The following is a 12922-nucleotide window of genomic DNA, read 5'->3' on the forward strand; positions in this document are numbered from 1 at the left end:
CAGCGATCGCCCGCGTTTCCTGACGATGGAGGGCCGCCAGGCCCGAAGGAGGAAGGAGACGCAATGAGCACAGAAACCCGTTCCGGTTTCGCTTGTTTCATTGGGCGGCCCAACGTCGGCAAGTCGACGTTGATGAACGCTCTGGTCGGGACGAAGGTGGCGATCACCAGTAGCCGTCCGCAGACGACGCGGCGGGCCATCCGGGGGATCGTGCACCGTCCTGACGCGCAGCTCGTCGTGGTCGACACCCCCGGCCTGCACAAGCCCCGGACGCTGCTCGGGGAGCGGCTCGACAGCCTCGTGCGGTCGACGCTGACCGAGGTGGACGTGATCGGGTTCTGCGTGCCCGCCGACCAGCCGGTCGGGCCGGGCGACAAGTACATCGCCAGGGAGCTGGCGGGCGTGAAGAAGACGCCCGTGGTCGCGATCGTCACCAAGACCGATCTCGCCGCGCCCGCGCAGGTCGCCGAGCAGCTACTCGCGGTCGGGCGGCTCGGGGAGTTCGCCGACATCGTGCCGTGCTCCGCCGAGAGCGGTTTCCAGGTCGGCCTCGTCAGCGACCTGCTGATCTCCCATCTGCCTGAGGGGATGCCGCTGTACCCCGAGGGCGATCTCACCGACGAGCCCGAGCAGGTCCTCGTCGGCGAGCTGATCCGCGAGGCGGCGCTGGAGGGGGTGCGGGACGAGCTGCCCCACTCGATCGCCGTCGTCGTGGACGAGATGGCGCCCCGCGAGGGCCGTGACGATCTCGTCGACGTCTACGCGCACCTGTTCGTCGAGCGGTCCAGCCAGAAGGGGATCATCATCGGGCACAAGGGCGCGCGGCTGCGGGAGGTCGGCGCGGCGGCGCGGCGGCAGATCGAGGCGCTGCTCGGCACGAAGGTGTTCCTCGACCTTCGCGTCAGCGTCCTCAAGGACTGGCAGCGCGACCCCAAGCAGCTCCGCCGGCTCGGCTTCTACGACTGACCGGCGTCCTCCGGGTCCTGCTCGGGGGCCGGGGGCTTCCTGGCGTCGTCCTTCTTCGGGGTGTCGTCCCTGGGAGGGGAGGGCTCCTCGTGCGGGTGGTCCTGGCGGCCCCAGGCCTGGTCCTCTGAGGGCCAGGCGGCGTACTCGCCGGCCGGATACTGCTCGGGGTACTGCTGCTCGGCGTACTGCGGGTCCATGTAGGGGTACTGCGCTTGCTCCTCGTCCGGTTGCCGCTGCGACTTCGAGACCTTGTCGCTGACGGGGCGGGCGAGGCTGAAGCCGACCACGAGCAGGGACGCGATGACCGAGAGGTACCAGCCGAACCGGACGGTGATCTGGTAGCCGAGGTCCAGGCCGGTCTGGGGCAGGTCGTCGCGGACGTGGCCGAGCCGCAGCACGAAGATCCCGCACACGAGCAGGGCGAGCATGCCGGGCACCGCGGCGAGCGCGCCGATCCGCGCGTCGCGCCCGATCAGGTCCCAGGCGGCCAGCGCGATCGCGATCACGGCGAGGACGGGGACGGCCAGGACGATGTCGTCGGCGTCGATGCCCGCGACGCTGCCGAGGTCGCGGCTCAGCGAGCGGCCGAACAGGTCGACGACGACCTCGGCGCGCGCCCACGGCAGGAACGCCGACACCAGCAGGGCCGACGCGGAGGCGATCAGGGCGAGGACCCAGGCGGCGCCGCCCCTGCGCGGGGCCGGGAAGGGCGCGGCGGGGGCGGCCTCGGCCGGGTCGCCGTGCTGCGGCGGGTAGCCGTCGACGGGCGGCAGGAAGGACGGGCGCGACCGCGCGCGTCCCGCGTCGGATCCCAGGTCACCGGTCATGAACCCAGCGTAAACGCACGGCGGGCATTGTCCGGGAGGGCCACCGCGGCGCCCGCGGGTCGGTAGGTTGGAGCGGAGTCCGTTATGGGAGGAGAGCGCCGGTGTTGCTCGTTTTTGGCCTGACGGCGGTGTTCCGTACGGTCAGCGAGGGGACGTTCCACTGCCCGCAGTGCGGGGGCGACCGCGCCTACCGCAGGCGCGCCGGACGCCGCTGGTTCTCGGTCTTCTTCGTGCCGATGGTGCCGCTGTGGCGCCTCGGGCAGGCCGTCGAGTGCCGCACGTGCCGCGCCCGCCTCCCCGTGTCGGCCCTGCGGACTCCGACCGCGCAGCAGATGGCCGAGGCCCTGGCCGCCGGGATGCGGGCCGCCGCGGCCCTGGTGCTGCGCTCGGGCGACCCGGCCGACGCCGCGGCCCGCGCCCGCGCGGTGGCGACGGTCACCGGGTACGGCGAGCCCGGCTACGACGCGGACGCCGTGGACATCGATCTGGCGACGCGGCGGACGTTCCTGGAGCAGGAGGTCATCCGGGCCGGGGCGCACCTCGCCGTCGAGGCCAAGGAGTGGTTCCTCGCGCAGGCCGTCCGGATCGGGCTGGCGGACGGCCCGCTCGGCGAGGGGGAGCGCCTCGCCCTGCACGGCATCGCCGACCTGCTCGGCATGTCCCGCGCCTACGCGCTCGGCGTCATCGTGACGACGGAGGGGGCGGCGCGCTGACATGGACGCCGCCGCCGGTTCCGCATCCGCGGGCAGGGCACTGGTCAGGCCGCCCGGCCCGCGCCTCGCCGAGGGCATCGTCACCCACGCCGCCCGCCGCCCGGTGGACGTGGAACGCGCCGCGCGCCAGCACGAGGCGTACGTCGCGGCGCTGCGGGCGGCGGGGTGGCACGTCCGCGCCGTCGCGCCCGCCGACGACCTGCCCGACGCCGTCTTCGTCGAGGACGCCCTGGTCGTCAGCGGCGACCTGGCGGTCCTCGGCCGGTCGGGGGCACCGAGCCGCCGCGGCGAGACCGCCGGCGCGGAGCGGGCCGCGCGCGAGCTCGGCCTGCGGGTCGAGCGGATCGAGGAGCCGGGGACGCTGGACGGCGGGGACGTCCTGGACGTCGGCGGCACCGTCTACGTGGGGCGCGGCGCCCGGACGAACGAGGAGGGCATCTGCCAGCTCGCGCGCCTGCTGGGCGGGCGGAGGGTCGTCCCGGTGGACGTCCGCGGCTGCCTGCACCTGAAGTCGGCGATGACCGCGCTGCCGGACGGCGGCCTCATCGGCGTCCCGGAGATGGTCGACACCTCGGTGCTGCCGTGCCTTCAGGTCGTGTCCGAGCCGGAGGGCGCGCACGTGGTGGTGCTCGGGCCCGGCCACGTCCTCATGGCGGCGTCGGCGCCGCGCACGGCCGCCCGGCTGGCGGCCGACGGCCTGCGCGTCACGAGCGTCGACATCAGCGAGTTCGAGGCGCTCGACGGCTGCGTGACCTGCCTCTCCGTGCTCGTCCCCGGAACCGCGCCGGGACCGCGGAGCGAACCTGGCGTCTCAGCATCCGGACGTCGGTTTCCGTGACGCGGATGGCATCTGTTAACTTGGCGAACGTGTTGCGTGAGCTGCTCCTCCTTAGCGGCCGCAGCGGGGACCTGTAACAGGCCGGCTCCCTCGCTGCGGGGCATCGCCGTGCACGTCGGCCGCGAGGTTCGAGCAGAGAGAACTCAACGGATGTATCCGCAACAGCAGACTTCCGGCATGCCCTTCCAGCGCTACAAGCCGTTCGCGCCCGTGAAGCTGGCCGACCGCACCTGGCCTGACCAGGTGATCACCGAGGCGCCGCGATGGTGCGCGGTCGACCTGCGCGACGGCAACCAGGCGCTGATCGACCCGATGGACTCCCACCGCAAGCTCCAGATGTTCGAGCTGCTGGTACGGATGGGCTACAAGGAGATCGAGGTCGGGTTCCCGGCGGCCAGCCAGACCGACTTCGACTTCGTCCGGCAGATCATCGAGGAGGACCGGGTCCCCGACGATGTCGTCGTCCAGGTGCTGACGCAGGCCCGCCCCGAGCTGATCGAGCGGACCTTCGAAGCGGTGCGCGGCGCGAGGCGGGCGATCGTCCACCTGTACAACTCGACCAGCACGCTGCAGCGCCGCGTGGTGTTCGGGCAGGACAGGGACGGCATCACCGCGATCGCGGTGGAGGGCGCCAAGCTGTGCGCCAAGCTCGCCGAGGACATGGGCGACACCGAGATCTACTTCCAGTACTCGCCCGAGTCGTTCACCGGCACGGAGCTGGAGTACGCGGTGGAGGTCTGCAACGCCGTCAACGACGTGTGGCGGCCGACGCCGGACCGGAAGGTCATCGTGAACCTGCCGGCGACGGTGGAGATGGCCACCCCGAACGTCTACGCCGACCAGATCGAGTGGATGAGCCGGAACCTGGCCTACCGGGACTCGGTCATCCTGTCGCTGCACCCCCACAACGACCGCGGGACGGCCGTCGCCGCCGCCGAGCTCGGCTACATGGCGGGGGCCGACCGCATCGAGGGCTGCCTGTTCGGCAACGGCGAGCGCACCGGCAACGTGTGCCTGGTCACCCTCGGCCTGAACCTGTTCACCCAGGGCGTCGACCCGCAGATCGACTTCTCCGGCATCGACGAGATCCGCCGGACGGTCGAGTACTGCAACCAGCTGCCCGTCCACGAGCGGCACCCCTACGGCGGCGACCTGGTCTACACCGCGTTCTCCGGCTCCCACCAGGACGCCATCAACAAGGGCTTCGACCACCTGCGCCGCGACGCCGAGGCCGCCGGCGTGCCGGTGGAGCGGTACACGTGGGAGGTCCCGTACCTGCCGATCGACCCGCACGACGTCGGCCGGACGTACGAGGCCGTGATCCGGGTGAACAGCCAGTCCGGCAAGGGCGGCGTCGCCTACATCATGAAGACCGAGCACGCGCTGGAGCTGCCGCGCCGGCTCCAGATCGAGTTCTCCCGGGTGGTGCAGGAGCACACCGACAGCGCCGGCGGCGAGGTCACGCCCGAGCGCATGTGGGAGATCTTCGAGACGGAGTTCCTCGCCAACGGCCCGCGCGCCGGGCTGCTGGCGCACCGCACGACGTCCCGGGTGGACGAGAAGGACGCGCTCAGCTGCGACGTCCGCGTGGACGGCGAGATCCGCGAGATCGAGGGCGTCGGCAACGGCCCGGTCTCGGCGTTCGAGGACGCGCTCGCCGCGGTCGGGATCAACGTCCGGGTGCTGGACTACGCCGAGCACGCGATGAGCGCGGGCGGCGACGCGCGCGCCGCCGCCTACGTCGAGTGCGACGTGCGGTTCGGCGACGGGAAGGGCACGACGGTGTGGGGCGTCGGCATCGACGGGAACATCGTCACCGCGTCCCTCAAGGCGATGCTGTCGGCCGTCAACCGGGTCGCCCGCGCGCAGGGGAGGTAGCCGGCCGGTCGTCTCGGGTCCAGGTCCCCCCAGGGTCCTGAACCCGAGACAGAACGGTCAGATTCGACCGAGGACGTGGTGGACCAGTTCTCGAAGCGGGCCGTGGAGCTGGGCCTCACCGACGGTGGTCCGGTCGCCGTCGATCTCGATTTCGTACAGGAACTGGTCAGGGATTCGGCCCGGCGGCGGCACGCTCTTCAGGTCGACGCGGCCGACGAGCCTCGACAGCATGGGATCACTGGCGCTGTCGGACTCCGCGCGCCGTTCGATCCCCGCGAACCCCCCGCTGCGGACGACTGTCACTTTCACTGCGTCTCGTTCGCCTCCAAGGAGACACCTACCCCCGTCCAGGCCCGGCTCACGGCCTTCGTCTCGACGGCCTCGGCCCCGTACAGCGCGGTCGCGGCCCGGACCGTCGCGGCGGCGAAGCCGGCGAAGCCGACGTCGGAGGCGAGGGAGCCGCCTGTGAGCGTCTCGTACCAGATGCGGCCGGCCTTCTCCCAGGCGTTGCCTCCGATGCCGGTGGCGACGAGGTAGAAGGCGTGGTTGGGGATCCCCGAGTTGATGTGGACGCCCCCGTTGTCCCGGTAGGTGTCGAGGTAGTCGTCCATGTGGCCGGGCTGCGGGTCCTTGCCGAGTTGCGGGTCGTCGTAGGCGGTGCCGGGCTCCTTCATGGAGCGCAGCGCGACGCCGTTGACGCCCGGGGCGAGCAGCCCCTCCCCGATGAGCCAGTCGGCCCGGTCGGCGGTCTGGCCGAGGTGCCACTGCTTGACGAGCGAGCCGAACACGTCGGACACGGACTCGTTGAGCGCGCCGGACTGGCCGTAGTACTCCAGGTTCGCGGTGTACTGGGTGACGCCGTGGACGAGCTCGTGCCCGGTGACGTCGAGGGGGGCGGTGAAGTCGGTGAACAGGACGCCGTCGCCGTCGCCGTACACCATCTGCTCGCCGTTCCAGAAGGCGTTGTCGTACTTGTCGCCGTAGTGGACGGTCGAGACCATCGGGAGGCCCGCCCCGTCGATGGAGTCGCGCCGGTACACGGCCTCGAAGAAGTCGAAGGTCGTTCCGAGCCAGTCGTAGGCCCGGTCGGCGGTCGGGTCGCCGGTGGCGGGGGCTCCCTCCGCCCGCACGGTGCGGCCGGGCAGTTCCTCGCGGTGCCCGGCGTCGTTGATCGTCCGGTCGGGGACGAAGTCCTCGGACGGGGAGGGGGCCCCGGCCGCGGCCGTCCGCCGCTCGGTGAACTGGGCGGAGGTGAGCGCCAGCGTACGGCGGGCCCGGCCGCGTATGGCCGGGTCCTCGGCATCGCGGGCGATCCGCTCCAGCATGTGCGGTGGCACGATGTGGCATCTCATGCCACAACGCTGCCAGGTGCCCGTGTTTCCAGCCATGACTTTCGGGGGACCGCTACGGCCGAATCCGGTCACGTTGTGTGTTCGCCTTGCGGCGCAGCGAGGTCACTGCTGTGACTTGTGAAGATCCTGGGGAGATGCCCCCGGCGCACCGAGGCATCGAGCGGCGTGCGTCAGAATGAACGGGTGACCCTGTACCGCGACGAAGGCATCGTCCTGCGCACCCAGAAGCTGGGCGAGGCCGATCGCATCGTGACGGTGCTGACCCGGCGGACCGGCCGGATCCGCGCCGCCGCCAAGGGGGTCCGCAAGACCAGGTCCCGGTTCGGCGCGCGGCTGGAGCCGTTCACGCACGTGGACCTGCAGCTGTACGAGCGGCGCTCCCTCGACCTGATCACGCAGGCCGAGACGCTGCGCCCGTACGGGGAGGCGCTGGTCACCGACTACCCCCGCTACACGGCGGGCACGGCGATGCTGGAGACCGCGGAGAAGCTCACCGCCGAGGAGGGCGAGCCCGCGCTGCGGCAGTTCCTGCTGCTGGTCGGCGGGCTGCGCACCCTCGCCGAGCGCTCCCACGACCCCCGGCTCGTCCTGGACGCCTACCTGCTGCGCTCGCTGTCGGTCGCGGGCTGGGCGCCCGCGCTCGACGAGTGCTGCCGGTGCGGCAACCGCGGCGGGCTGCGCGGGTTCGCCATCGCGGCGGGCGGCGCGGTGTGCGCCGGCTGCCGCCAGCCGGGCGCCGCGACCCCGGCGCCGCCGACGTTCGCGCTGATGCTGGCGCTGCTGCGCGGCGACTGGGAGTACGCGGACGCCAGCGAGCAGCGCCACCGGATGGAGACCAGCGGCCTGGTGGCCGCCTACCTGCAGTGGCATCTGGAGCACGGGATCCGTTCCCTGCGCCATGTGGAGCGCGAGACGCGCGACGACGACACCGAGAGGGAGAGAGTTTGAGCAGGGCCGTATCGCCTCCGGACCCGCACCGGGACGGCGCCACCCCGCCCCCGATCCCCGCGGACCTGGTACCGCGGCACGTCGCCATCGTCATGGACGGCAACGGCCGCTGGGCCAAGGAGCGCGGCCTGCCGCGCACCGAGGGCCACAAGCGCGGCGAGGACTCGCTCTTCGACGTGATCATGGGCGCGATCGAGCTCGGCGTCCCCTACCTGTCGGCGTACGCGTTCTCCACCGAGAACTGGAAGCGCTCGCCCGACGAGGTGCGCTTCCTCATGGGCTTCAACCGGGACGTGATCCGCCGCCGCCGCGACCAGCTCCACTCGATGGGCGTGCGGGTGCGCTGGGCGGGCCGGCGGCCCCGGCTGTGGCGCAGCGTCATCAGGGAGCTGGAGACGGCCGAGGAGATGACGCGCGACAACGACGTCCTCACCTTGCAGTTCTGCGTGAACTACGGGGGCCGCGCCGAGATCGCCGACGCGGCCGCCGCGATCGCCCGGGACGTCCGGGACGGCCGCCTCGACCCCGGCAAGATCAACGAGAAGGTCTTCGCCCGCTACCTGGACGAGCCCGGCATCCCCGACGTCGACCTGTTCCTGCGCTCCTCCGGGGAGCAGCGCACGTCCAACTTCCTGATCTGGCAGTCGGCCTACGCGGAGATGGTCTTCCTCGACACGCTCTGGCCCGACTTCGACCGCCGCCACCTCTGGCACGCCTGCGAACTCTACGCATCCAGAGACCGCCGCTACGGAGGGGCTGTGCCCAATGCGGCTCCTTTGAGTCAGGCGCCTGGGAGCGTATGACCACGTTTGTTGCGGTTGGGGGTGAGGCGAGCGCCCCACCCCCAACCACCTTCGTCAGGCCCCTCCAGGCGCCCAGGTGGAGTCCAGCCACCGCCGGGACCACGCGACGACCTCGACGGTCGCGATCGCGTCCGAAGGCAGTTTCGAGCGAAGCAAGAAACTGATCGCGCAGCGAGCCGCCAGGCGAGCCGGAGCGATGCAGCGATCGCACGCAGTGCCCGACGATGGAGGGCCTTCAGGGCCCGAAGGAGGAGGGCACTGCCTTAAACAAGAGCTGCGTCTAGGGTGATCTTGGTTCCGGTGAGGGCCTTGCTGACGGGGCAGCCTTCCTTGGCGGTCTGGGCGGCCTTCTCGAAGTCGGCCGCGGACAGGCCGGGGACGCTGGCCCGGACGGTCAGGTGGATGCCGGTGATGCCCTCGCCCGGCTGGAAGGTGACCTCGGCCTTGGTGTCCACCTTCTCCGGCGGAGTGCCGGCGCCGGCGAGGCCGTGCGAGAGCGCCATGGAGTAGCAGGTGGAGTGCGCGGCGGCGATGAGCTCCTCGGGACTCGTCCGGCCGCCGGGCTCCTCCGCCCGCGACGCCCAGGTCACGTCGTAGGTGCCGAGCTTCGAGGAGTCCAGCGAGACGGTCCCCTGGCCCTCCAGCAGAGAGCCTTCCCAATGCGCGTTCGCGGTGCGTGTCGTAGCCATGCCCTGATTCTTCACCATGGCGCGCCCGGTGGATCACCCGAACCGCGGGAACGCCCCGCGCCGGAGACCGGCGCGGGGCGTTCCGCCTGCGGATCGGTGCTAGCCGACGTTCACCGCGGACCAGGCCGCGGCCACGGTGTTGTACTGGGTGCTGCCCGCGCCGTAGAGGTCCTTGGCCGCGTTCAGCGTCGCGGTGCGCGCGCCCGCGTAGTTGGTCGAGGACGTCATGTACGTGGTCAGCGCCCGGTACCAGATCTTCGTGGCGGCGTCGCGGCCGATGCCGGTGACCGTGGAGCCGTTGGACGTGGGGCTGTTGTAGGAGACGCCGTTGATCGTCTTCGCGCCGCTGCCCTCGGACAGCAGGTAGTAGAAGTGGTTGGCGACGCCCGAGGAGTAGTGCACGTCGAGGTTCTTGGTGCCGGTCGACCAGGAGTCGGCGGAGCTGCCGTCCTTGCTGGGCTTGTCCATGAAGCGCAGCGCCGGCTTGCCGAAGCCGGGCAGGACGACCTCCTCGCCCACCAGGTAGTCGCCGACGTCGCCCGAGTTGTTGGCGTAGAACTCCACGGCGGCGGCCATGATGTCGGACGTCGCCTCGTTCAGCCCGCCGGACTCCCCGCTGTAGGTGAGGTTCGCGGTGGAGCTGGTGACGCCGTGGCTCATCTCGTGCGCGGCCACGTCCAGGGACGTGAGCGGGCCGAGCTGGCTTCCGTCACCGTCGCCGTAGGTCATGCAGAAGCACGAGTCGTCCCAGAAGGCGTTGGCGTAGCCGCTGCCGTAGTGGACGCGGTTGTAGGAGCCCTTGCCGTCGCCCGCGATGCCGGTGCGGCCGAAGACGTTCTTGTAGAAGTCCCAGGTCTCGTTGGTGCCGAACTGGGCGTCCACGGCGACGGTGGCGCGGTCGGACGTGGTGCCGCTGCCCCAGTGGTTGTCGGCGTCGGTGAACAGCGTGGCGGGGGCCCGGTGGAAGCACCAGCTGAGGAAGCACAGGTCGGTGTCGTTCTGGGCGTCCCCGGTGTAGGTGTTGCCGCGCGTCGGGTCCTTCAGCTGGTAGGTGCTGCCGGACAGCGTCGTCTGGAGCGGGACCGTGCCGGTGTAGAGGGACTTGCCGTCGCCCGCCTCGGTCTTGATCGTCTCCTCGCGGAGCAGGACCTCGCCGGTCGCGGCGTCCACCGAGGTGAAGACGCGGCTGGGCGTCCCGTCGGCCTTCTTCCCGACGGTCTGGACGCGCCAGGCGAGGCGGGGCGCGTGGTCGGCGGTGCGGGACTCCACGACGAGCGCGGGGGAGCCGTCGGCCTTGCGGCTCTTGGTGGCGGCGCGCTTCTGGGCGGTCTTGGCGGAGACCTCCGGGCTGGAGTCCGACGGCGCCTTGGCGAGGGTGAGGCTGGTGCCGCGCCACGTCCCGGCCGCCGTCTCGTGGACGACGATGTCGCCGCCGAGGACGGGCAGGCCGTCGTAGGTGCGGGTCATGCGGGTGTGCGAGGTGCCGTCGCGGTCGAGACCGACCCCGACGACCTGGAACGCCTGCCCGTCGCCGCCGCGCACCTCGGCGGCGCGGCCGGTGAGCGCGCGGAGCGCGTGTTCGGCGGCGGCGCGCGGACCCGGTGGGGACGCCGGCTGCCGCGCGGAGGCGGGGAGCGCGGTGGCGGCCGACGCGAGCAACGTCGCCGAGGCCAGGAGCGTGATCCTTCGGCTGGTGAACGCCCGTCTTGTCATGAACGCCCTCTCGTGCGGGCGCCACGCTCCCCCGAGAACCCTCCGTCGGGCCCGCCGTGGCGACGGGACATTTATGACATAGGGCTACTGGGAAGTAGATGTAGCAATTTGACAAGAATTGCCTACGGAGCGTGTGAAATACCGGGCTTGTCCGAGTTCAGGAGCGGCTTCGGGCCGCGGACCTGCGGGCGCGGGGGGTTTTCGGGCTTCAGGACGGCTTCGCGGCGCAGTTCGCGCACGTCCCGAAGACCTCGACGGTGTGGGTGATGTCGACGAAGCCGTGCTCGGCGGCGATCGTGTCCGCCCAGCGCTCCACGGCCGGCCCCTCGACCTCGACCGTCCGGCCGCAGTCGCGGCAGACCAGGTGGTGGTGGTGCTGCTCGGTGCGGCAGGCGCGGTACACGGCCTCGCCCTCGTCGGTGCGCAGCACGTCGACCTCGCCCGCGTCGCTGAGCGCCTGCAGCGCCCGGTAGACGGTGGTGAGGCCGATCTTGGAACCGTCGGCGCGCAGGTCGGCGTAGATGTCCTGGGCGCTGCGGAACCCCTCGCAGCCGGCCAGCACCTGCCGTACCGCGTCCCGGCGGGCCGTCGTCATCCCCTCAGCACCTCCGCCTCGGCATCCACGCGCGGCGGGGCGCCGGGCCCTGCGTCCCCCGCGGCGACGGCTCCGGCCGCGGCGCGGGAGCGCCTGCGGCGCACCACCGAGCCCCCGGCGACCGCGGCCACGAACACCGCGAGCGCCAGCAACACGATCGAGGGGCCCGGGGGAAGATCGTACTGGAAGGAACCCGCCAGGCCCGCCACGGCCGACAGTACACCGATCCCCATCGCGCCCAGCATCGTGCTCCAGAATCCCCGCGTGAGCTGCTGCGCCGCCGCCACGGGGACGACCATCAGCGCGCTGACGAGCAGCAGCCCGATCGCGCGCATCGAGATCACCACCGTGACCGCGGCGGTCGCGGCGATCAGCACGCTGAGGAACCGGACGGGCAGCCCCGCCGCCCGCGCGACCTCCTCGTCCTGGCAGAGCAGGAACAGCTCGCGCCCGAACACCGCGACGATCGCCAGCACGACCGCGGCGAGCCCCGCGACGACGTACAGGTCGTTCACCGTCACGCTGCTGATCGAGCCGAACAGGTAGGACTGCAGGCCCGCCGAGCCGCCGCCGTCGACGCTGGTCAGGATGACCCCGCCCGCCAGCCCGCCGTAGAACAGCAGGGCGAGAACGACGTCCGCGCCGCTGCGGCTGCGCGCTCGCAGCACCTCGATCGCGACGGCGCCGAGCACCGACACCACCAGCGCGCCGAGGACGGGGGAGGTGCTGGTGAGCAGCCCCAGCCCGATGCCGGTCAGCGCGATGTGGCCGACGCCGTCGCCGAGCAGGGACAGCCTGCGCTGGACGACGAACGTCCCCACGGCGGGGGCGGTCAGCCCGATGAGCACCGCCATCACCAGGGCGACGCGCATGAAGTCGTACTGCAGCATCTCGGTCACGCGGGCCTTTCGAGGGTCTGCCGGGCGGTCTCGCGGACGACGCGGCCGTGCCCGAGTTCGACCGTGCGGGTGACGAGCGGCTCCATCGGCCCGAGCTCGTGCGCGACGAGGACGACCGTGCGCCCGGCGCGGGCCAGCCCGTGCAGCGCCGACGCGAGCGCCGCCTGGCTGCCCGCGTCCACGCCGGCGGTCGGCTCGTCCATCACGAACGCGTCGGGCTCGCCGGCGAGGGCGCGGGCGATCAGCACCCGCTGCTGCTGGCCGCCCGACAGCAGGTGCGCCGAGTCGCGGGCCCGCCCGGCGAGCCCGACCGTCTCCAGGGCGCGGTCGACGGCGGCGCGGTCGGCCGCCCGGTCGGCGAGCGGCGCGGGCCGCCAGCGCGACCGCCGGGCCACCCGGCCGGACGCCACGACCTCGCGGACCGTCGCCGGCACGCCGCCGCCCATCGGCAGCCGCTGCGGCACGTAGCCGATCCGCCTCCAGTCGCGGAACCGCGCGGGCGGCTCGCCGTAGATCTCCGTCCGGCCGGCGGCCAGCGGGACGAGCCCGAGCAGCGCCTTGACGAGCGTGGACTTGCCGGCCCCGTTCGGCCCGAGGACGGCGAGCACGTCGCCGGCCTCCACCCGCAGGTCGACGCCGGTGAGCACCGCGCGGCCGTCGCGGCGGACGAGGCCGCCGGTCATCGCCAGCGGCGGGGCGGT

The 12922-nt window shown here is 72.2% G+C and carries 14 protein-coding genes; 6 read left to right on the forward strand and 8 right to left on the reverse strand.

The window, feature by feature from the left end; translation table 11 throughout:
* Positions 1-63: 63 nt before the first annotated feature.
* Positions 64-966 carry a GTPase Era gene (gene era, locus AB0C84_RS09845; RefSeq protein WP_361063428.1) on the forward strand — a complete coding sequence of 301 codons (903 nt, stop codon included), beginning with the start codon at positions 64-66 and terminating at the stop codon, positions 964-966.
* Here the strand turns inward: era and AB0C84_RS09850 are convergent.
* Positions 957-1793 (reverse strand): hypothetical protein, encoded by an 837-nt coding sequence (locus AB0C84_RS09850; protein WP_361063431.1) that lies wholly within the window; start codon positions 1791-1793, stop codon positions 957-959. The two genes, era and AB0C84_RS09850, sit on opposite strands and share 10 nt — an antisense overlap.
* Positions 1794-1894: 101 nt before the next feature.
* On the opposite strand from AB0C84_RS09850, the gene AB0C84_RS09855 reads away from it, so the two are divergent.
* From AB0C84_RS09855 to leuA, 3 genes are all read left to right on the forward strand, one after another.
* Positions 1895-2506 (forward strand): hypothetical protein, encoded by a 612-nt coding sequence (locus AB0C84_RS09855; RefSeq protein ID WP_179843130.1) that lies wholly within the window; start codon positions 1895-1897, stop codon positions 2504-2506.
* Between the two features lies 1 nt (position 2507).
* Positions 2508-3344 carry a dimethylargininase gene (gene ddaH, locus AB0C84_RS09860; RefSeq protein ID WP_361063435.1) on the forward strand — a complete coding sequence of 279 codons (837 nt, stop codon included), beginning with the start codon at positions 2508-2510 and terminating at the stop codon, positions 3342-3344.
* Positions 3345-3494: 150 nt separating this feature from the next.
* Positions 3495-5222 carry a 2-isopropylmalate synthase gene (gene leuA / locus AB0C84_RS09865; protein WP_258938715.1) on the forward strand — a complete coding sequence of 576 codons (1728 nt, stop codon included), beginning with the start codon at positions 3495-3497 and terminating at the stop codon, positions 5220-5222.
* A 57-nt stretch (positions 5223-5279) separates the two neighbouring features.
* On the opposite strand, the gene AB0C84_RS09870 is transcribed toward leuA, so the two are convergent.
* Both AB0C84_RS09870 and AB0C84_RS09875 read right to left on the reverse strand, forming a co-directional pair.
* Positions 5280-5531, reverse strand: coding sequence for a protealysin inhibitor emfourin (locus tag AB0C84_RS09870; protein ID WP_258938716.1), 252 nt, complete (start codon positions 5529-5531; stop codon positions 5280-5282).
* The gene (locus AB0C84_RS09875; protein WP_361063439.1) at positions 5528-6574 is read right to left on the reverse strand and encodes a M4 family metallopeptidase; all 1047 of its coding nucleotides are present in this window, start codon (positions 6572-6574) and stop codon (positions 5528-5530) included. Before AB0C84_RS09875 ends, AB0C84_RS09870 begins: the two co-directional genes overlap by 4 nt.
* A 183-nt stretch (positions 6575-6757) precedes the next feature.
* On the opposite strand from AB0C84_RS09875, the gene recO reads away from it, so the two are divergent.
* Positions 6758-7522 carry a DNA repair protein RecO gene (recO, locus tag AB0C84_RS09880; protein ID WP_258938718.1) on the forward strand — a complete coding sequence of 255 codons (765 nt, stop codon included), beginning with the start codon at positions 6758-6760 and terminating at the stop codon, positions 7520-7522.
* Positions 7519-8325 (forward strand): isoprenyl transferase, encoded by an 807-nt coding sequence (locus AB0C84_RS09885; RefSeq protein WP_361063444.1) that lies wholly within the window; start codon positions 7519-7521, stop codon positions 8323-8325. Before recO ends, AB0C84_RS09885 begins: the two co-directional genes overlap by 4 nt.
* A 263-nt stretch (positions 8326-8588) precedes the next feature.
* On the opposite strand, the gene AB0C84_RS09890 is transcribed toward AB0C84_RS09885, so the two are convergent.
* The 5 genes from AB0C84_RS09890 to AB0C84_RS09910 form a co-directional block, all read right to left on the reverse strand.
* Complete coding sequence (locus AB0C84_RS09890) at positions 8589-9014, reverse strand: OsmC family protein (RefSeq protein ID WP_361063447.1); 426 nt, start codon at positions 9012-9014, stop codon at positions 8589-8591.
* Positions 9015-9113: 99 nt separating this feature from the next.
* Entirely contained in the window at positions 9114-10727 is a 1614-nt protein-coding gene (locus AB0C84_RS09895; RefSeq protein WP_361063450.1) for a M4 family metallopeptidase, read from the reverse strand.
* Positions 10728-10935: 208 nt separating this feature from the next.
* On the reverse strand, positions 10936-11322 hold the full coding sequence (locus AB0C84_RS09900) for a transcriptional repressor (RefSeq protein WP_089312674.1): 387 nt from the start codon (positions 11320-11322) through the stop codon (positions 10936-10938).
* Positions 11319-12221 carry a metal ABC transporter permease gene (locus AB0C84_RS09905; RefSeq protein ID WP_179843122.1) on the reverse strand — a complete coding sequence of 301 codons (903 nt, stop codon included), beginning with the start codon at positions 12219-12221 and terminating at the stop codon, positions 11319-11321. Before AB0C84_RS09905 ends, AB0C84_RS09900 begins: the two co-directional genes overlap by 4 nt.
* Positions 12218-12904, reverse strand: coding sequence for a metal ABC transporter ATP-binding protein (locus AB0C84_RS09910; protein ID WP_361063757.1), 687 nt, complete (start codon positions 12902-12904; stop codon positions 12218-12220). The genes AB0C84_RS09905 and AB0C84_RS09910 overlap by 4 nt, the downstream gene beginning before the upstream one ends.
* Positions 12905-12922: the final 18 nt, after the last annotated feature.

Source organism: Actinomadura sp. NPDC048955 (assembly GCF_040649435.1).
In the GTDB taxonomy this organism is placed as follows: Bacteria; Actinomycetota; Actinomycetes; order Streptosporangiales; family Streptosporangiaceae; genus Spirillospora; species Spirillospora luteofluorescens.